The sequence below is a fragment of the Moraxella sp. I5G genome, from assembly GCF_055193055.1.
Window position 1 is genome coordinate 29,719 of sequence record NZ_JBUXLH010000015.1, and the last position, 20,610, is coordinate 50,328.

18 protein-coding genes and 1 pseudogene are annotated in these 20,610 nt (G+C 36.0%); 15 read left to right on the plus strand and 4 right to left on the minus strand.

Annotation, left to right across the window (positions count from 1 at the left end; all coding sequences use genetic code 11):
• Nucleotides 1-4: 4 nt before the first annotated feature.
• Nucleotides 5-176, plus strand: a pseudogene (locus tag ACZBKJ_RS08455) (aldehyde dehydrogenase family protein); the annotation flags it as partial.
• Nucleotides 177-339: 163 nt separating this feature from the next.
• Here ACZBKJ_RS08455 and ACZBKJ_RS08460 read toward each other — a convergent pair.
• The 3 genes from ACZBKJ_RS08460 to metN all read right to left on the minus strand — a co-directional run bounded on the left by ACZBKJ_RS08460 (nucleotide 340) and on the right by metN (nucleotide 3,079).
• A complete protein-coding gene (locus tag ACZBKJ_RS08460) occupies nucleotides 340-1,233 on the minus strand; it encodes a MetQ/NlpA family lipoprotein (protein ID WP_463200588.1) in 894 nt (297 codons plus the stop codon).
• Between the two features lie 126 nt (nucleotides 1,234-1,359).
• Entirely contained in the window at nucleotides 1,360-2,049 is a 690-nt protein-coding gene (locus tag ACZBKJ_RS08465; RefSeq protein ID WP_463200590.1) for a methionine ABC transporter permease, read from the minus strand.
• Nucleotides 2,039-3,079, minus strand: coding sequence for a methionine ABC transporter ATP-binding protein MetN (gene metN / locus ACZBKJ_RS08470; RefSeq protein WP_463200591.1), 1,041 nt, complete (start codon nucleotides 3,077-3,079; stop codon nucleotides 2,039-2,041). The genes ACZBKJ_RS08465 and metN overlap by 11 nt, the downstream gene beginning before the upstream one ends.
• A gap of 130 nt (nucleotides 3,080-3,209) precedes the next feature.
• Between metN and xerD the strand changes: the two genes are divergently transcribed.
• From xerD to ACZBKJ_RS08485, 3 genes are all read left to right on the plus strand, one after another.
• On the plus strand, nucleotides 3,210-4,142 hold the full coding sequence (xerD, locus tag ACZBKJ_RS08475; RefSeq protein WP_463200592.1) for a site-specific tyrosine recombinase XerD: 933 nt from the start codon (nucleotides 3,210-3,212) through the stop codon (nucleotides 4,140-4,142).
• Between the two features lie 119 nt (nucleotides 4,143-4,261).
• Entirely contained in the window at nucleotides 4,262-5,773 is a 1,512-nt protein-coding gene (gene creD, locus ACZBKJ_RS08480; RefSeq protein WP_463200593.1) for a cell envelope integrity protein CreD, read from the plus strand.
• A gap of 1 nt (nucleotide 5,774) precedes the next feature.
• On the plus strand, nucleotides 5,775-5,990 hold the full coding sequence (locus ACZBKJ_RS08485) for a hypothetical protein (RefSeq protein WP_463200595.1): 216 nt from the start codon (nucleotides 5,775-5,777) through the stop codon (nucleotides 5,988-5,990).
• Nucleotides 5,991-6,049: 59 nt separating this feature from the next.
• On the opposite strand, the gene ACZBKJ_RS08490 is transcribed toward ACZBKJ_RS08485, so the two are convergent.
• Nucleotides 6,050-6,628: an NUDIX hydrolase gene (locus ACZBKJ_RS08490; RefSeq protein WP_463200596.1), complete on the minus strand. Its 579-nt coding sequence runs from the start codon at nucleotides 6,626-6,628 to the stop codon at nucleotides 6,050-6,052.
• A 321-nt stretch (nucleotides 6,629-6,949) separates the two neighbouring features.
• Between ACZBKJ_RS08490 and ACZBKJ_RS08495 the strand changes: the two genes are divergently transcribed.
• From ACZBKJ_RS08495 to dnaJ, 11 genes are all read left to right on the plus strand, one after another.
• Nucleotides 6,950-7,288 (plus strand): hypothetical protein, encoded by a 339-nt coding sequence (locus tag ACZBKJ_RS08495; RefSeq protein WP_463200597.1) that lies wholly within the window; start codon nucleotides 6,950-6,952, stop codon nucleotides 7,286-7,288.
• A 125-nt stretch (nucleotides 7,289-7,413) separates the two neighbouring features.
• Complete coding sequence (locus ACZBKJ_RS08500; protein ID WP_463200599.1) at nucleotides 7,414-9,699, plus strand: capsular polysaccharide biosynthesis protein; 2,286 nt, start codon at nucleotides 7,414-7,416, stop codon at nucleotides 9,697-9,699.
• Between the two features lie 116 nt (nucleotides 9,700-9,815).
• Complete coding sequence (locus tag ACZBKJ_RS08505; RefSeq protein ID WP_463200600.1) at nucleotides 9,816-11,006, plus strand: capsule biosynthesis protein; 1,191 nt, start codon at nucleotides 9,816-9,818, stop codon at nucleotides 11,004-11,006.
• Nucleotides 11,007-11,153: 147 nt separating this feature from the next.
• Nucleotides 11,154-12,953: a translation elongation factor 4 gene (gene lepA / locus ACZBKJ_RS08510; RefSeq protein WP_463200602.1), complete on the plus strand. Its 1,800-nt coding sequence runs from the start codon at nucleotides 11,154-11,156 to the stop codon at nucleotides 12,951-12,953.
• Nucleotides 12,954-13,105: 152 nt separating this feature from the next.
• Entirely contained in the window at nucleotides 13,106-14,200 is a 1,095-nt protein-coding gene (lepB, locus tag ACZBKJ_RS08515; protein ID WP_463200603.1) for a signal peptidase I, read from the plus strand.
• Between the two features lie 100 nt (nucleotides 14,201-14,300).
• The gene (locus tag ACZBKJ_RS08520; protein WP_463200604.1) at nucleotides 14,301-14,702 is read left to right on the plus strand and encodes a DUF4845 domain-containing protein; all 402 of its coding nucleotides are present in this window, start codon (nucleotides 14,301-14,303) and stop codon (nucleotides 14,700-14,702) included.
• Nucleotides 14,703-14,757: 55 nt separating this feature from the next.
• Nucleotides 14,758-15,507, plus strand: coding sequence for a ribonuclease III (rnc, locus tag ACZBKJ_RS08525; RefSeq protein WP_463200606.1), 750 nt, complete (start codon nucleotides 14,758-14,760; stop codon nucleotides 15,505-15,507).
• 89 nt (nucleotides 15,508-15,596) lie between these two features.
• The gene (era, locus tag ACZBKJ_RS08530) at nucleotides 15,597-16,580 is read left to right on the plus strand and encodes a GTPase Era (RefSeq protein ID WP_463200607.1); all 984 of its coding nucleotides are present in this window, start codon (nucleotides 15,597-15,599) and stop codon (nucleotides 16,578-16,580) included.
• A 39-nt stretch (nucleotides 16,581-16,619) separates the two neighbouring features.
• The gene (pdxJ, locus tag ACZBKJ_RS08535) at nucleotides 16,620-17,375 is read left to right on the plus strand and encodes a pyridoxine 5'-phosphate synthase (protein WP_463200609.1); all 756 of its coding nucleotides are present in this window, start codon (nucleotides 16,620-16,622) and stop codon (nucleotides 17,373-17,375) included.
• Between the two features lie 275 nt (nucleotides 17,376-17,650).
• On the plus strand, nucleotides 17,651-18,964 hold the full coding sequence (locus ACZBKJ_RS08540; protein WP_463200610.1) for an OmpA family protein: 1,314 nt from the start codon (nucleotides 17,651-17,653) through the stop codon (nucleotides 18,962-18,964).
• A gap of 448 nt (nucleotides 18,965-19,412) precedes the next feature.
• On the plus strand, nucleotides 19,413-20,576 hold the full coding sequence (dnaJ, locus tag ACZBKJ_RS08545) for a molecular chaperone DnaJ (RefSeq protein WP_463200612.1): 1,164 nt from the start codon (nucleotides 19,413-19,415) through the stop codon (nucleotides 20,574-20,576).
• The last annotated feature ends 34 nt before the right edge of the window (nucleotides 20,577-20,610 follow it).

The following is a 20,610-nucleotide window of genomic DNA, read 5'->3' on the forward strand; positions in this document are numbered from 1 at the left end:
TGCAATACAGGCAGGACGCTTGGACAAACTGCCATCACATTTACCCTGCCCATGCGGCGTTTGGCGATTACAAACAATCAGGCATTGGGCGAGAAAACCATAAAATGATGCTTAAGCATTACCAACAAACCAAAAATTTACTGGTTAGTTATTCGCCAAAAGCCTTAGGATTTTTCCAATCATCTTTATTAAACATTCATAACAATAAAGCCATTCCTATATTTGCAATGGTTTTATTTTTTTTAAATAGAAAAATATTTGTAAGGCTGATAAATCAAAAAAAGACAAGATAATAAATCTTGTCTTGGTTAATTTAAGTGATGTAAACGCCGTTAATTACTACCAGCCTTGCACTACACCATCTTCTTGAAATTGTTTTTTGGCTTCAGCAACGACTTCGTCAGATTGGTAAGCTTTAACAAAGTCTTGAACTGCTTTGCTATCTTTGTTATCAGCGCGTGCAACGATGATATTCACATAAGGTGAATCTTTTTCTTCAACAAAAACACCATCTTTAGCCGTTAAACCCACTTGCCCTGCATAAGTATTGTTTACTACTGCCAAATCCACATCATCAAGCGCACGAGCGGCAACGGAAGTATCTACTTCTTTGATGTTTAATTTTTTGGGGTTTTCTACAATATCCATAGAGGTTGAGAATAAATTGGTATTATCTTTTAATTTGATAAGCCCTTGTTTTTCAAGCAAAATCAAAGCACGAGCTAGATTTGATGGGTCGTTTGGCACGGCGATGGTCGCCCCTTCTTTTAACTCATTAACATGTTTGATTTTTTTAGAATAGCCTGCCAATGGATAAACAAATGTATTGCCAACAATCACCAAGTTATCCAATTTTTTCTCTTGGCTGTCTTTGTCCAAATAAGGCTTATGTTGCATGGCGTTCGCGTCTAAATCGCCTTTAGATACCGCAGTATTTGGCAATGCGTAATCATTAAATTCAACGTATTCCACCACAAGCCCATATTTTTCTTTAGCAACTTTAGCGGCAACTTCAGCAACTTTATGCTCAGGACCGCTCATTACGCCAACTTTAATTTTTTCTTCACCAGCAGGTTTGCCTTCAGCTTTAGCATCGGTTTTTGCATCCGCTGCTTCATTGGTTTGAGCCTTGGCTTCTGGTTTGGTTTCAGCTGTGTTATTTTTAGCATCACAGCCTGCTAAAATAATCCCCGAGGTAATGGCACATAAACCAAAAAAGTGATTAAATTTCATAAAAATTCTCAAAAAAATAAAAAAAGATACCATATTAAAACATAAAACAAATCATAAGTTCAATATGTAATTTTTATCAAAATTCAAAAAAGCTAAGTTATTTTTGGCATAAGCTAAAATCATACATTAACGATGGTCAAATTTTTGTGCCAAAACATCCCCACATTTTTGAAAAATCATCACAATCGCTACGATGATGATAGTAGAAACCCATTTGACGTAAACCATACCACGATGCTCACCATAGCTAATGGCAAGATTGCCTAAGCCACCGCCACCAACCACACCCGCCATTGCCGAATAACCAACCAGTGTTACCAGCGTCAAGGTAATGGCATTGATTAAAATTGGTAAACTTTCAGGCAGATAGTATTTACTGATGATTTGCCAGTTACTTGCGCCCATAGCGTGAGCGGCTTCGGTCAATCCTGATGGAATTTCAGCTAAAGCGTTGGCGGTTAAACGGGCTACAAAGGGGATGGCAGTTACGCTAAGTGGTACAATTGCAGCCGTTGTACCCAGTGTTGTGCCAACCAAAAGTCGCGTTACAGGCAGTAAAATAATCAATAAAATAATAAATGGCACCGACCGCCCAACATTAATCACAACATCTAAAAATGCGGATAATTTGGGGTTTTGCAAAATACGCCCAGACCCTGTTAAAAATGCTAAAAAACCCAAAGGTAATCCAACCAAGGCGGCAACTATTGTAGAAGCAAGACCCATATACACAGTTTCAAAGGTGGATTTACCAACCATTTGCCACATTTGCGGGGTTAATTCTGTGATAAAATTTTGAATAAGCTCATGCCACATAGCCGATTACCTCTAAACCAACTTGATGCTCTGTTAAAAAATCTTGTGCCAATTTAATGTCATTAGGATTTCCTATGATTTGAGCAATTGTAAATCCGAATTTGACCCCGCCAACATAATCCATCTGTGAAGTCAAAATATTAAACTCCACTCCAAACTCTTTACTAGCTTTAGAAAACAGCGGTTTATCTACTGAATTGCCTGTAAATTCAAATTTAATCACAGGGCTGCTGGTTGGCGTAGATGATAGTTTTTGGGTAAATTCATCAGGTAAATTAACATGAAATGTTGAACGAATGAACGCTTTGGCAAGAGTAGTTTTTGGATTGGCAAAAATTTCCCCAACCATACCTTGTTCGACCAAAACGCCTTTATCAATAACGGCTACTTTATCGCAGATTTGCTTGACCACATCCATTTCATGAGTGATGAGCAAAATGGTAATGCCCAGTTCTCGGTTAATTTTTTTTAATAAAGTCAAAATTGCTTTAGTGGTGGCAGGGTCTAAGGCGCTGGTTGCTTCGTCACACAATAAAACTTTAGGGTCGGATGCCAAAGCACGAGCAATAGCGACACGTTGTTTTTGACCTCCCGACAAATTGGCAGGGTATGCTTGATGACGTTCAGATAATCCAACCAAATCTAAAAGTTTAGAAACTTTATTGTAAATTTGCTGTTTGGGTGTGTTTGATAATTCTAATGGTAACGCTACATTGTCAAAAACAGTGCGAGAATGTAATAAATTAAAATGTTGAAAAATCATGCCGATTTTACGACGCTCATGGATTAATTTTGCATCAGATAAAGTGGTTAATTCCACACCATCAACAAATACCTGTCCACCAGTTGGGCGTTCCAATAAATTGACGCAGCGAATTAAGGTAGATTTACCTGCGCCAGATGCACCAATAATACCAAAAATTTCACCAGCGTTCACAGTCAAATTGGTAGGGTGAACAGCAGTAAATTTATGTATTTTGTTTGCCTTTTTGGTATAAAATGTTTTTGATACTGCAACAAGATTTATCATAAATAAACCATGAATATAAATTCTAGAAAGTTGCTCATTATAGCATGGCTTTAATAGAAGATTTCTTGACAAAACAGCAAAAGCAGTGATAGCTTAGGAATATTTTAAAATTTCACCAAAATAAATTACTATGAGTAAAACCCGAGCCACTAAACCACGCTTACCAAGCCTAACTACCACCGATAATGACCCTGAATTTTTAACCGAATTTCGCATCAATATGCTAGCTTGGGGATTGGCGACGCGCACTAGAAATGCCTACATTCGCGATTTACGTTTGTGTATGGCAAGTACCAAAAAACCGTTACCAACATGGCAAGAAAGCGATATTGTTGCTTGTTTGGATTATTTTCAAAGCCAAGAAAAATCCCCCCGTACTCAAGCGCGCGTTTTGGCAAGTTTGCGTCAGTTTTTTTTATGGCTGGTTGGTGAAGGCGTGCGAGAAGATAATCCATGTGAACATATCAAAAACCCAAAAATTGGTAAACCCTTACCAAAGACCTTATCAGAAAGTGATGTAACTAATCTGCTAAACACTCCTGATATTACTACCACATTAGGCATGAGAGATAAGGCGATGCTTGAGGTGATGTATGCATGTGGGCTTCGGGTATCAGAATTGGTAAATTTGTCATTTGCTGAACTCAATCTTAATGCAGGCTGGCTACAAATTACCGGTAAGGGCAATAAAATGCGTCTGATTCCACTGGGTGAGTATGCTATTGATGCTATCAATCAATATTTAACGCATCGTCATGAATTTTTACCTGTGGGAAAAGTTGATTGTCAGGCATTGTTTTTGACTGAGCAAGGTGGTTATATGACAAGGCATAATTTTTGGCATTTAATCAAAAAATACACCAAACTTGCCAAGATTCATGTCAGTGTCTCGCCACATACATTGCGCCATGCTTTTGCTACTCATTTGCTCAATCATGGAGCAGATTTACGAAGTGTTCAGCTTTTGCTTGGACACAGTGATTTATCCACCACACAAATTTACACCCATGTTGCCACGGCTCGCCTGCAAAGTTTGCATGAAGAATATCACCCGCGTGCATAAGGTTTAAAAAACTTAGCAAATTTTCACAAAAAATCCATCATTTGCCTGCTTTTTTCCATCATTTTTCCATAAATGTTTTTTATGATAAGAAAAATTTGATTAAACGACAAGGGTAGCAAATGAAAGACTCAGTTATGACCAAAATTGTAATCATTGCAGCGCTATGTTTTTTATTTGTCATTGGGCTTGGAATGATTTCCATGCTCATTAGTGAACGCAAATACTACCATAAAAGTGTTATGGATGATATCAAAGAAACTCATGTGCGTGAGCAATATGTGATGACACCTTTTTTGCTTTTACAAAATCAGAATAACAATCAGGTTCTGTTTGCTGATAGTAGCAACATTGATATGCTGACAAGTGTTAGCCAAGATGAATATCATCGTGGCATTTATCATGCTATCAGCTATAACGGTCAGTTTACTATGACGCAAAATTTTAATCTAAAAGGTTTTGATAAGGCTACTAAGCTTTTATCAAATACATCACAAGCTGTCAAAGAAGTTAGTAATCAAAATCCTACTGATAGAACACAAACCGCTATTAAAAGTAATGAACGTTTGTTTGAAACTAAATCCAACACCCAAACCAAAGAAAATAAAAACACTATCAAAAAACTATCCTTGGTGATTGCTGTAAGTGATTTGCGTGGGGTTCAACCAAATGAAGTGATAATTGGCGAAAAAACATATCCTGTAAAATTTGTCAATGATGGCAAACTGCCTTTTGCATATCTGGAAGCAGATTTAAGTGAACTGCTGGCTCAAAATTTAACTCAAAACCCAAAACTACTTACAACCGAGCTAAAACTTTCAGTTGCTGGTATTGATAGCATTCACACCATACCTTTAGGTGATAATTTTACTGCCAGTTTAAAAAGTAATTGGAATGAACCAAAGTTTTTTGGCGGTGCATTGCCAGTTCAAAAAAATCTTACAAATCAAGGATTTAATTCATTTTGGCAGGCAGGCTTTATTGCTCAGAAAAATGAAAATTCACTACTTAGTTGCTTAAAAGATAATGAAAAATGTCCAGATTTTGAACTTGAACAAAACAATTATGAGCTGTTAAGTACGTCTTTTGTGCAAACAACAGACACCTACATTCAAACCGAACGCATTATTAAATACGCTTTGCTGTTGGTACTGATTTTATTTGGTACATTCTTTTTGTTTGAGACGATTAAAGGATTGCGCATTCATCCTGTGCAATACGGCTTGGTCGCCAGTGCTTTACTAGTGTTTTATGTACTTTTGCTATCATTGGCAGAATATGTAACGTTTGCCTTAGCTTATTTGATTGCTGCAGCAAGCTGTGTTGGGCTACTTGGCTGGTACACATCTTATGTGTTAAGTACCAAAAAACGCGGAGTGTTTTTTTCTGCGATTGTTGCATCTCTTTATGGCGTATTTTATGTGGTCTTATCTTCTAATAGCTTTAATTTAATTTTGGGCGCTGTATTTTGTTTTGTGTTGATTGCGCTGGTAATGTACATTACTAGAAATATTAATTGGTATGAGCTTGGCGCAAAAGATGCGCATCAAAACACACAAAAACAACCAAAGCCAATTATCGGTTCAGCCGCCAAAACTATGGATAATAATCCATCAAATGATGTCAAGGAATAATATGCGACCACAGGTGTTTTCTCAAGGTGAAGTTACGATAAAACTGATTGGGTGTAGCAAGCAAAATATCATTCATCGCCTGAATGAGTTGCAAATTCATTATTGTCAATTTTGTTACTGGCTTTTTATACCTGATTGGGATTTGATGGTTAGTTTTGAGATGACCAGTCAAGGTATAACGTGCTGCCAAACTCAAAGATTGGATTTAACGCATTGATCAAATAAGTCAACTATATGAAATAAGGGTAAATTTATTTACCCTTATTTCGTAATTACTTATTTATAATCTAAGATACAAATTTCATGCAGAGGATATAAATTAAAATCATCTGCATTTTTTCCTTGACGAATTAAGTTTTCTTTATCGTTTTGATATAAACAGATAGTTTGGCTGACGGTCTTAAAGGCAATGTTTTCTAGACCGATGTTGGAAATTTCATCAAAATCCATCAAACGGCTTTCTAAACTTTCTGCTCCCACCCCAAAACGTCCATCAGCTAGATTTGCCAAATACATGGCGTGAATTTGACCAATTTCTGGAATATCAAAAAGACAATAAAGTTTTGCATTGATTGCTATGGCATTTGCTTCTTCTAAAGTTTCGCGGATTGCTCCGTCTTTCATGGTTTCACCAATCTCCATAAAACCTGCAGGCAGTGTCCAAAAACCGTACCTAGGTTCAATGGCGCGGCGACACAAAAGAATCTTGTCACTGTGTACTGCTAAAACCCCACAAACCATTTTAGGGTTTTCATAATGAATAAAACCACAATGTTCACATACCAAACGCATTTTGGTGTCACCATTGGGAATCTTTTTTACGGCACTTTGACCGCATTGCATGCAATAAGCCATAATTTTACGCATCTAAAACAAAATTTTAGTTTAGCAAAAAATCATCATTTGGTGTAATTTTTCTTTTTTTTGAAAATAAAAAGCTATTTTAAGTTGTGCGATAAAAATTGAGTGGTTTTAAATATTATTTACTCGTATTATAACTGTATAAAATAAAAATAATTTATACTACACACTCATCAATACAGCTCTTAATTTTTTATTAAAAAATTGTGTAATATAGAAAAATAGTATTAATTTACAATTAGTTATCAATCATTGTAGCGATATTTATAGTAAAATTACCATGGATGAGCTGCATTGCAAATAAAGAGGAAAAACATGTCATCATCCAACCAAGTCAATCCAAAAGAAATTTTACACATCAACCAAATTCAGTTACTACTTGCCGAAAAACGTACTGCATTGTCAGTCATGCGTATCGGCATTGCAATTTTGGCATTGCCTTTGAGTATTAGCAGTTTATTGATTGCTACTTCAAAATTGTATAACGTAACTGAGGTTTGGGCGCTTTTCTTGGCAGTTATGATATTAAATATCATTTTAGTGATTTTCTCTTTGTATTTAATTATTCGTTCAGTTCGACATATGTATCATTATGAAAGAAGAATTGATACAATTAAACAATTATCTGACAGCGAATTAAAAAAATTAATATAACTAACTGGCAGTTGTTCATTTTAAATATTTTATGATGCAGTTAATTTATCCTGTAAAAATAGAGCAATTTTGTTATCATAGAAATCTCATGTATAATGATTTATTTATTTGTATGTTAAGATTTTATGCAAAACCCATCATCAGTGAGTTATCTTGTTGCTACTAAAGGCATTTTACACAATAACCGCCTACTGACTTTAGCATTAAAAGCAAATATTTCTCATTACAATTCATATTCTCAATCTAAATACAATCAAGCTGTTTTGGCTTGGGGACAAAAAAAGAGTCGTCAAAAAGCGGATAAGCTTGCTAAGCAGTTAAATCTGCCTTTATATACAGTAGAAGATGGTTTTTTGCGTTCATTGGACAGCGGTACTCAAAGTTGTTATGGGGCAAGTTTTGTTTTGGATAAAACAGGCATTTATTTTGATTTAAACCAATCAAATGATTTGCAAACCATGATTTTTCAAACCATAAAAACATGGAATGAAACAAAACGTCAAAAAAGCCAATATTATATAAAAAAAATTATTGATAAGCAGTTATCAAAATACAATCATACATTATTTGCTCCCAACTTAAATGAATTATCAAATGAACCATTAAATGATTCATGTAATCATATTTTAGTAGTTGATCAAGTATCTAATGATGCTTCTATCGCTGGAGCGGGCGCTGTTGATGACAATTTTTATCAAATGCTATCTTGTGCCATCAAAGACAATCCTCAGTCAGCGATTTGGATAAAATCACATCCAGCTGGTAAAGGAGTCTTAACCAGCAATCACCAATTATCTCATCGTGCAAAAAACCATTTAAAACGTGATAATATTGATGATAAAAAAATTCATATTATAAAACAGAATGTAAATCCAATAGCTTTATTAAATCAAGTAGATAAGGTTTATACAGTCAGCTCCCATATGGGATTTGAAGCATTATTATTAAAAAAACAAGTTTATTGCTTTGGGGTAAATTGGTATAGTGGTTTTGGTCTGACTGATGATAGTTTTATTTTAAATAAAAAATTATATCAAGATACGCAATTACATTATCAAAAATTAGGGGATAAAAACCCAGACATCCATCAGTTATTTTATGCCTCTTATATCCAATATAGCCATTATGCCAATCCAGCTACTCAAAAGCCTTGTGATATTGATGAAGTTATAGAATATTTGGCATTAAACCGAGATACTCAGATTCAGTTTTCAGGTCATCTTTTGGCTTATCAAATCAGTGGTTGGAAAAAAAGTTTTATCAAAGGTTTTATTGATTTTCCAGATAATTATTTAAAAATAAAATCAAAAAAAATAAAATTATTTTGGTGCGATGATTTATACCAAAAACGTACTCAAAAAATGGATAATAAAGAATTATCTTTTCGGGCTTTTGATGATAATTGGAATTATATTGTTTGGGGTCAAAAAAATAAAAAAATATTAAAACAAAAATTACACCACATCAATCATAAATTACCCCATAAAATTTTTTGTATGGAAGATGGGTTTATTCGTTCAAATGGTTTGGGTGCAACATTATTAGAGCCAGTTTCAGTTGTGCTTGATGATATTGGTATCTATTACGATGCTAATGAACCTTCAAAATTGGAAAATATTCTGGTTAATATTTGGTTATCTGATGAACAAAAAGAACGAGCAAATAGATTAAAAGAATCATTATTAAAAAATGGCGTTAGTAAATATAATGTAGGTCATAATGATCAACAATTTTTTGAAAAAATTAATCAATTAAAACAGCAAAAAAATTGCTCCATTCATTTAGTTATTGGACAAGTAGAAGACGATGCGTCTGTACAAAATTCTTTAAGTTGTGTACAAACAAATGGTGAATTATTAACCAAAGTACGCCAAATTTATCCTAATGACATCGTGATTTACAAGCCACACCCTGATGTTGAAGCAGGACTACGTGTTGGAGAAGTTGCTTTGGATGCGCTGCAGTGTGCTGACGTTATTGCTCAAGATATTGCTATATCAGAATGTCTGTCGTTATTAGGTGAGTGTGATAAAGTGCATACTATCAGCTCGTTAACGGGTTTTGAGGCTTTGGTGCGAGGTCTTAATGTGGTGTGTTATGGCTTGCCATTTTATGCAGGCTTTGGTTTGACAGAAGACGTTGATGATGTTAAATACAATCATGCAGAAAGACAAGCTGTGTTTAATCGGCGAAAACGCAGTCCTTTAACCATAGAAGAATTGATTTTTGCCACATTGATTGATTACCCATTATATCATCTACCCCATGGTTATGGTCTAGCAACGCCAGAACAAACGATTGAATTTTTATATAACAATGACAAACCTAAGCAAAATTTTGCTCAAAAATCAATTAGAAAAGTAAAAACTAAATTTATGCAGTTTCGCCGATACATCACAAAAAAGCAATAAATCATACTAATATTTATTATCAAATGACTTACAAATATCAAATGACTTACAAATAATAGTAAATTTGGATCAAAAAACCAAATAAATAAATTTAAATGTAATTATGATGGTGCGTTATGACAGTTTCCATGGATAATCTTCTAAAGCATAAAAATATCTTATTATTGCAAGGTAAAATGGGAACTTTTTTTTGTCGTTTTGCCAGTTTTTTGATAAGTAAAAATAAATACGTTCATAAAATTAATTTTAATTTAGGTGATGCTTTTTTTTATTGTCATAAAAAACACATGAGTAATTATCGAGGACGAGTAAAGGATTTTGACAATTATATACAGGCAATCATTCATAAATACGACATACAAGCTGTTGTTTGTTTTAATGATTGTCGACCTTATCATGAAATTGCAAAGACAATTTGTCAAAAATTAAATATTGCTTTTTTTGTTTTTGAGGAAGGTTATTTGCGTCCTGATTATATTACATTAGAACAAAATGGAATTAATGGTTATTCGCAATTAGATGCAAAATACATTCATACGCTAAACAAATCAATTGAAAAACCAAAATATACCGCCAATCGGTTTTATTTATTATGTTTGTCCGCACTTATTTATTATATTTTGGTATTTTTTGGACAATGGTTTTACCCGCATTATCAGCATTATCGAGGACTCACTATTTTTCGAGAATTTTGGGCGTGGCTTGTGGCATTGGTTAGAAAAGTGGTTCGATTGTTGCCAGATAAACGCTTGGAAGAAAAATTAATCCAACAAAAAAATTTTTATTTAGTGAGTTTGCAGGTACATAATGATTCTCAAATTACACACCACAGTCATTATAAAAATGTTGAGGCGTTTATTGAAGAGGTTTTGACATCCTTTGCTCATTTTGCGCCAAAAAATACCACAATTGTTTTTAAACATCACCCACTAGATAGAGGGCATAGAGATTATACTTATTTTATTGCCAAATTAGCAAATAAGTTAGATGTATCACAACGTGTCTTTTATGGCTGTGATATGCATCTACCAAGTCTGATTCGAGCAAGTCTTGGTATGGTTACAATTAATAGCACCACAGGACTGCAATCGGTCTATCATAAAAAACCTACCAAAACTATGGGTAAAGCTCTTTATGACATCAAAGGTATTACTGACCAAAAACCTTTGGATGAATTTTGGCAAAACCCCACACCACCCGATTATGAATTTTATTTGCAATTTCGCGAATATCTTATACAACAAACTCAGCTTAATGGTTCTTTTTATGGGCATTCGCCTTGGATTGCAGACTATTTAAAAGAGTAATTACATCATTAGTTTGCTAACTGCTTAATCAAACAAACGATTTATAAATATACATATAATTATTTATTGCTTTTAGGTGATGATTATATTTTTTTGATAAAAAAACTGCTAGAATAACGGGTTTATTTATCTTGATTTATAATTCCTATGACCGAACTTGCCAATATTCGTAACTTTTCTATTATTGCTCATATTGACCATGGTAAATCCACGCTAGCTGACCGCTTCATTCAGGTCTGTGGCGGTTTATCTGACCGTGAAATGCAGGCTCAAGTATTAGACAGCATGGATATTGAAAGAGAGCGCGGCATTACCATTAAAGCTCAATCGGTTACGTTGTATTACAATCACCCAAATGGTCAAAAATATCAGCTTAATTTTATTGATACACCTGGGCACGTTGATTTTTCCTATGAAGTCTCTCGGTCTTTGGCGGCGTGTGAAGGAGCGTTGCTTGTTGTTGATGCCGCTCAAGGTGTTGAAGCCCAATCTGTAGCAAACTGTTACACCGCTGTAGAGCAAGGACTTGAAGTATTGGCAGTTTTAAATAAAATTGACTTACCGCAGGTAGAACCAGAACGCGTTATTGAAGAGATTGAAGATATTATTGGTATAGAAGCTACTGATGCGCCTAAAGTTTCTGCTAAAACAGGTTTGGGTATTGACGAACTTTTACAGGTTTTGGTTGAAAAAATTCCTGCTCCAACCGGCGACCGTGATGCACCTTTGCAAGCATTGATTATCGATTCATGGTTTGATAATTATCTTGGTGTAGTTTCTTTGGTACGTGTGCGAGAAGGGCAGGTAAAAACAGGTGATAAAATTTATATCAAATCTACCGGTGAACATCACTTGGTAACCAGTATCGGTGTATTTACTCCAAAATCCTTGGAAACAGGTATTTTAAAAGCCGGTGAAGTTGGTTTTATCATCGCTGGCATCAAAGACATTCAAGGAGCTCCTGTTGGCGATACCATCACTCTTGCCAAGACCCCAGAAGTTGCCAATATTCCTGGTTTTAAAAAAGTAACCCCGCAAGTTTATGCAGGTATGTTTCCTATTGATTCATCCGACTTTGAAAAGTTTCGTGAAGCTCTACAAAAACTGCAAATTAACGATGCTGCTTTATTTTTTGAACCAGACACGTCTGAAGCGCTGGGTTTTGGTTTTCGCTGCGGCTTTTTGGGTATGCTGCATATGGAAATCATTCAGGAGCGTTTGGAGCGAGAATATAACCTTGATTTGATTACGACCGCTCCTTCGGTGATTTATGAAATTGTTAAGAAGAATGGCGAAACGGTATATGTAGATAATCCATCAAAATTACCAGATGCTGGCATCATTCAAGAATTTCGTGAACCAATTGCACGTTGTCATATTTTAGTCCCTCAAGAATATTTAGGTAGTGTAATCACGCTTGCGATTGAACGGCGTGGTGTGCAAGTGGATATGAAATTTATGGCGCGCCAAGTTCAGGTGGTGTTTGATATTCCAATGGGCGAGGTGGTGATGGACTTTTTTGATAAATTAAAGTCTGCCAGTCGTGGTTTTGCATCTTTAGATTATGGTTTTGAACGATATCAGGCTGATAAATTATCACGTGTGGATGTGTTGATTAATGGCGAAAAAGTTGATGCGCTGGCGATGATTTGCCATCAAGAACACGCTCGCCGTCGTGGTAATCAATTGGTTGAGAAGATGAAGGAGTTAATTCCTCGTCAAATGTTTGATGTGGCAATTCAAGCCGCCATTGGCAGTCAGATTATCGCACGTTCTACTGTTAAAGCTATGCGTAAAGACGTTTTGGCAAAATGTTATGGTGGGGACGTGAGTCGCAAAAAGAAACTCCTTGAAAAACAAAAAGCAGGTAAAAAACGTATGAAGCAAGTAGGTAGTGTTGAAATTCCACAAGAGGCGTTTTTGGCAGTGCTAAAAGTAGATGATTGATTGCGTTGATAAAAACGCGGGGATGTTTTTTTATTAAAAAATAACAACGAGGTGATGTTTGTATAAGAATCATCAGTTACAATAAAAAAGCATTTGTATTTTTGCTGATTTTTAGTTTTTTGATTGCTTTATAGTTATTTTAGGAGTATTTGGTGGAATTTGATTTAAATCTTATCCTTGTGCCTGCAACATTGGTACTGCTTTTTGCGTGGCTTATTGATAAGTTTATTTTAAAAAAACATAAATTAGTCAATCAACATTCTCAATTGATTGATTTGGCAAATAGCCACCTAGAAAAAACCAAAAAAGAATTTAGCGATGCTTTAGTAAAAACTGGACACGCACCAGCACCTGATGAATTTATTGTTCATGAGCATACCCCCGAATCGCTTAAAAATTTAAATGTTGCTTATCAACAAGCTCGCCAAAGTTTAATTCATGCTCAAGGTGGTGTTGACAAAATATTGCCTAAAGAACCATTACTAGTGCGTTGGGCGTATGAATATTTACCAATTTTATTGATTATTTTGTTGGTACGTTCTTTTGTAGTAGAACCATTTAATATTCCATCATCGTCTATGGTGCCATCGTTGTATACGGGCGATTTTATTTTGGTGAATAAGGCGTCTTATGGTCTAAAACTGCCTTTAACGCATACTAAGATTTTAAGCACCGGTTCGCCAAAACATGGTGATGTGGTGGTTTTTCGTTATCCTTTAAATGAAAAACGCTATTACATCAAACGCATGATTGGTTTGCCGGGCGATACTGTGGCGTTTGATAATGGTGTGCTGACAATCAATGGTACAAAAGTTGAAACTACATTAGCAGATTATCAAATGCCTCAAGCCTTGCAAGATACCTTGTTTCAAAGACAAATTGGTCAGCACCGCTTAACAGATGATGAACGCAGTCATTTTGGACGAACCGAAGAACAAAATGCTAACTACTATCAAGAAAAACTGGGTGAACACAGTTATAAGGTGCGTTATTTAAAAGAAGTGCTTGATTATGTTCCTCAGTTTATCGCAAAAGAATCCGCAGTCAACAGTCAAACCAAATGGCAAATCACTGTTCCTGAGGGTCATTATTTTGTGATGGGTGATAATCGTGACCGCAGCGAAGATAGTCGCTATTGGGGATTGGTTCCAGAAAAAAATCTAGCAGGGCGAGCAAGTTACATTTGGATGCATAAAAATGAAGGTTTATCAATACCAAGTTTTGGGCGAGTGGGTAAAATTGACTGATTAAAAGTACAAATTGTTTCTTTTGGTTAAACAAGGTATTATCTCAAAAAAATAGATGGTAGAATAACGAATTTATATTAGAATAAATGATGAGTTTATTATGAGACAACTACCATCTAATCAACGCGGTGCTAGTGTTACCACTATTGTTTTAGGCGTGATTGCATTAGGACTTTTAATGCGTTTGGCAATTGGAGCAATTCCTGCCTATATTGGGGATTATCAATTTACAAAATTAGTTGCTCAAGAATTGGCAAACGCAAACGCTGCTAAAAGAACTGAGAAAGAGTTTTTTAATAATTTAAGTCGTCAAATGAGTATTAATGCCAACTATACTGATAAACCTGAAGAAATGCTTATCATCACTAATAAAACTCCTGGCGCGCTGGCAGTAAAAAGCCATTATTCTGTTGAGCGCAATTTCTATGGCAATACATTTATTGTAACCCGCTTTGAAAAAGAGATTGCGCCAGCAGCCACAACTTCTACTTCCAATAATTAATAAGTTATAAATTACGGTACAAATCATCTAATCAATAATAATACATGCTTCAATTATGAATGCTTCTACATCATATTTCACTGATTTTTATCAAGGATTGCCTTATCTTTTACAATCAATAGGCTATCAGTTTTCATCAGTGGAATTATTAAAACGCGCTTTGACACACCGTTCTTATGATTCTAAAAACAGTTATGAACGACTGGAATTTTTAGGAGATGCACTCTTAGGTATGGTGATTGCTAAAGCCTTATTTCATCAATATCCGAATTATGATGAAGGCAAATTAACCAGAATGCGAGCAACGCTGGTGCGTCAAGAGACGTTGGTTGAAATTGCTCAAGATTTACAATTGTTTAATCATGTGATTTTGGGTATTGGAGAGCAAAAAGGTGGTGGTCGTCATCGAGCGTCTATTTTGGCAGATTGTGTAGAAGCGATTATTGGAGCCATTTATCTAGACTGCCAAGACATCAAAGTTTTGCAAGATATCATTTTATTGTGGTATAAGGATAAAATTTCTACCGTTGGTAAAGAAAAAGTACTCAAGGATGCAAAATCTCGTTTGCAAGAATGGTTGCAAGCCAATAAACTGCCTTTACCAACTTATGAATTGTTGGATACTATTGGCACTGCTCCTGATCAAACTTTTGTGATACAATGCACTGTAGTGATGAAAGACTGTTCAAAAATTATTGAAACAGGCGAATCACGGCGAATTGCTGAACAAAAATGTGCTGAACGTATGATTAATCAGCTCAATATGTTAATGTTTGAAAATCCCATCAAATATAAACCCGCATAATTTATTTTTTTATCAATGAATTTAGCCAATCATCTGTTTATCATGCTGATAGTTGATTGGTTCTTCATTAATTAGTTGTAGGCGAAATTATGACTGAAAACCAAAATGACAATACCATTGATGCTTTTTTTGGCGCATCAAATACAAACATTGCTGATGATTTTCGGTCGGGATTTGTGGCAATTGTGGGCCGTCCCAATGTGGGAAAATCCACGTTGATGAATCATTTGCTTGGTCAAAAATTATCCATAACATCGCGCAAACCTCAAACGACTCGTCATCGCATTCATGGTATTTTAACGGATGAATCAGCTCAAATTGTCTTTGTGGATACTCCCGGTATTCACACCAAAGAGGTTAAAGCCATCAATGAACGCATGAATAAAGCGGCAATTTCTGCATTATCCGATGTGGATTTGGTGTTGTTTGTGGTTGATGGATTGCATTGGAAAGAAGATGATTTATTAACTTTAGAAAAATTAGCTCAAACGGATTTACCCATTATTTTGGTAATCAACAAAGCAGATACCATCAAAGATAAGGATAAGCTGTTGCCGCTCATAGAAGAGTACCAACAAAGTTTTGAATTTGCTGACATCATCCCTGTATCAGCGCTGCATGCAAAAAATTTAGATAGATTGCAAGAGCTTGTTATAAGTTATCTACCAAAACGTCCACCTATTTTTGACCCAGAGCAAATTACAGATAGAAGTGAACGTTTTTTAGCTAGTGAAATCATTCGTGAAAAAATCATGCGTCAATCAGGCGAAGAAGTGCCTTATGATTTGACTGTGCAAATTGATGCATTTAAGGACGAACCTGCCCATAAAGACCCAGAAACGGGTAAATGGCGACGTGCTTGTACATTTATTGATGCAACAATTTTTGTCGAAAGAGCAGGTCAAAAAACCATCATTATTGGCAATAAAGGCAGTCGCATTAAGCAAATTGGTATAGAAGCTCGTACTGATATGGAAAAACTTTTTGACCGCAAAATTATGCTTACTCTTTGGGTGAAAGTTAAAAAAGGGTGGAGTGATGATGAACGAGCTTTGACGAGTTTGGGATATTAATTTAATCATCTGTTAAGATTATTATTGCTAGGATAAAAAATGACCACACCACTTCTTGGTGTCAATATTGACCATATTGCCACATTGCGTAACGCGCGTGGCACAGATTATCCCTGTCCTGTAGAGGGCGTGAAGATATGTGAACAAGCAGGTGCTGATGGCATTACGTTGCATTTGCGTGAAGATAGACGTCATATCAAAGATGCTGATGTTTATGCCATCAAAAAAGCCATCAAAACCCGCATGAATCTTGAGATGGCAGTAACTGATGAAATGCTTGCTATTGCTTTGGATGTTAAGCCAGATTGGGTGTGTTTAGTGCCAGAAAAACGTACAGAATTAACCACTGAAGGCGGGCTAGATATTGCCTCATTAGCAGAGATGTTAAATCTGCAGCAGTTTATTAGACAGCTACAGCAGGCACATATTAAAGTTTCCTTATTTATTGATCCAGATTTTATTCAAATTAATAAGGCTATTGAATTGCAAGCTGATGCTATTGAGCTGCATACGGGTGCGTATGCTCAGGCGAGCTTAGCAAATAATCAAGAAGCGCTGGAGTATGAATTAGAGCGCATCAAACAGGCAGCAGCTTATGCTAAAAAATACAGCAATATACTAGTGAATGCAGGGCATGGATTAACTAAACACAATGTCAGTGCAATTGCTGATATTGTTGGAATTTATGAGTTAAATATTGGGCATGCAATCATCGCCGATGCCGTATTTGTAGGACTGGCTCAAGCAGTAAAAGACATGAAAGACATTTTGCAAAACGCAAATAGTAATCGCTGATTGTCTTATTAAATAATAAAAATGCAAATAAATTATCGGATTTAAGTAACAATTGATTAAAATATGCTCATTTATTAATATATTTGTAATATCTTGTATCTTTTCGCCAGATAAATGTTGCAAATTTTTTAATTTATGGTTAAGCTAGACTACATCTACCAAAAATCCTAACTATTTTTAATGTTTTTGTTGGAAATATTTAGGTTTAATGTTAGAATAAAAGACGGTAATTTGGTGCATATTCACTCAACTACTTCTTATTCTTGGAGAATTTTATGAAATTTAATCAAATCGCACTTGCAGTGTTTGCCACTGCTGCAGCTACTGCCGCTTCTGCTGGTGTAACTGTTACCCCAATGGTTGGCTATACTTACACTAACGAAGCTCATGATAAACAACGTGGCGTGTTTAAAACTGGTAAAGATTTAACCGACGGTGCTCCTACACCTTCTGGAACGCCTACACCCAACGGTGGCGTTGCTTTAAAAAGCGACCTATATACTGGTGTTGCTTTGGGTGTTGAGCTAACTCCATCTACCCAATTTCAAATAGAGTATGGCGTCACAGATACTGAAGCTCGTGCTTCTAAGCGTTCTTGGAACCATGATGCAACTAACCGTTTTGATGCCAAAGAAGAAAATATGAGCGGTAATTTCCTAGTTGGTTTGCAGCAGTTCACTGGTTATACTGATGGTAAATTTAAACCTTATGTGCTTATTGGTGGCGGTCAGCAAAAAACTACCGTTGAGAACAAAGCTCAGTATTCCACCACTGCTGGTGAGACAACCCAAACTGGTCTAGCGGGTACTATCCCAGCAGGTTCAGAAGTTGCTAAATCAAAAGATACCATTGGTAATGTAGGTTTAGGCGCTCGCTACCTAATTAATGATGCGCTTGCTGTGCGTGGTGAAGTGCGTGGTGTTCATAACTTCGATCATGAACTATGGGAAGGTCAAGCACTAGCTGGTCTTGAAGTAACTTTAGGTGGTCGTTTAAAACCTGCAGTTGCACCAGTGCCTGTTGTCGAGCCACAACCAGAGCCTGAACAAATTGTTCCTGAAGTTGTTGAAGTTGTTGAAGATGTAGTTGTGGATAGCGATGGTGACGGCGTAGCTGACCATTTAGACGCTTGCCCAGGCACTCCACGTAATGTTGTAGTAGATGCTCAAGGTTGCCCACAACAAGTAACTGAAATTGAACAACTACGTATGGAACTTCGCGTGTTCTTTGATTACAATAAGTCTAACGTTAAACCACAATACCGTGAAGAAATCGCTAAAGTTGCTGAAAAAATGCGTGAGTTCCCGAACTCAACTGCTGCGATTGAGGGTCATGCTTCTAAAGACTCAAAACGTTCAAATGCTCGTTACAACCAACGTCTATCAGAAGCCCGTGCTAATGCTGTGAAGTCTGTTCTAGCAAACGAATTTGGCGTTGCTCCTAACCGTCTATCAGCTGTAGGTTATGGTTTTGACCGCCCAGTAGCACCAAACGATACTGCTGAAGGTCGTGCAATGAACCGTCGTGTATATGCTGTTATCCAAGGTAACAAAGAAACTACCGTTGTTCAAACTACTGACGGACAATAATTTATAAAGTATTTACTTTATAGACAAAAGCCACACAAGGTGGCTTTTGTTTTTTTCTTTTAAACTGTCAATTTTTGAAATTAACAAATATGCATCATCAGTCTCATAGTTTTTAACTGCGGTTTATGTACTTTATTGAGCTGTTAATCATAAAATAAATACATTGCTGGTGTGTTTTAAATAAATTCTACTGTTTTTAATTATCAACCTTTGTAATTAAGTAATGTTCAAAAACTATTTAGCAGATAGTATATTAAAATACTTAAAAAATTTTTATAAATAAATAATCTAAATAAAAATCAAGAATATTATTATTCTTGCAAATAAAAAGAAAAATAATCTGGAAATTACAAAAATTATAGGTTGGAAAATGACCTTAAAATAGTCTTGATTATTATGATAAAAGCACCATAAATAAGGCAATTTTTGGATTTTTGGATTTTTGTAAATGAGTAAAGATTTTTATAGTGTTTTAGGTATTGATAAATCAGCCAACGAAAAAGAGATAAAAAAAGCCTATCGCAGACTTGCCAATAAATATCATCCCGATAAAAACCCTGATGACCCTACAGCAGAAGAAAAATTTAAAGAAGCTACCATGGCGTATGAGGTGCTTTCTGATGCCCAAAAACGTTCAGCTTATGACCGTATGGGGCATGCTACGTTTGAGCAAGCAATGAATAATGGCGGTTTTAGCGGCTCTGGCGGTTTTAGCGGCGGTGATTATTCTGATATATTTAGTGATATATTTAGCGCCTTTGGTGGTGGTCGCAGTAGTGGCTTTTCTGAATTTTTTGGTGGAGGTAGTTCACGCCGTGCCAGTCGCGGCGGCGACTTATTACAGCGAGTATCTTTAACTTTAGAAGAGGCTGTAAGGGGCTGCAAAAAGGAAGTGACTTATCATAGTTTGGTAATCTGTCAAACTTGTCATGGTAAAGGCGCAAAAAGTGATGCTGATATTGTAACTTGTACTACCTGTGGCGGTCATGGTCAAGTTCATATGGGGCAAGGGTTTTTTGTAGTACAGCAAACCTGCCCACATTGTAAGGGTACGGGCAAGCAAATCAAAAATCCTTGCATGGACTGTCATGGACAGGGAAAACAGCAAAAATCTCAAACCTTGGAAGTATCTATTCCTGCTGGTGTGGATAATGGCGACCGTGTGCGTTTGGTTGGCAAGGGCAATGCTGGAGATGCCGGCGCACCAAACGGCGATTTGTATGTAGAGATTCAAGTAAGATCTCATGATATTTTTGTGCGCGACGGTGTGAATTTGCACTTAGATGTGCCAATTGATATTGCAACTGCAGCTTTGGGTGATGAAGTGGAAGTGCCAACACTAGATGGTCGTTTAAAAATTAAAATTGCCCCAGGAACCCAAAGTGGCAAACTATTGCGAGTGCGCGGTAAAGGTGTAACTACGGTACGCGAAAATATGATGGGGGACTTGATTTGTCGAATTATCGTACAAACACCAACCAATTTAAATGATGAGCAAAAAGCCTTGTTAGAGCAGTTTGCCAAAACATTGCACGGTGAAAATGGTGCAACTGCCAAGAAAAAAGGATTTTTTGACCGTTTAAAAGATGATGTTAAAGATTTATTTGATTAATAATATAAATAAAAACACGGCAATGATTAAGCCG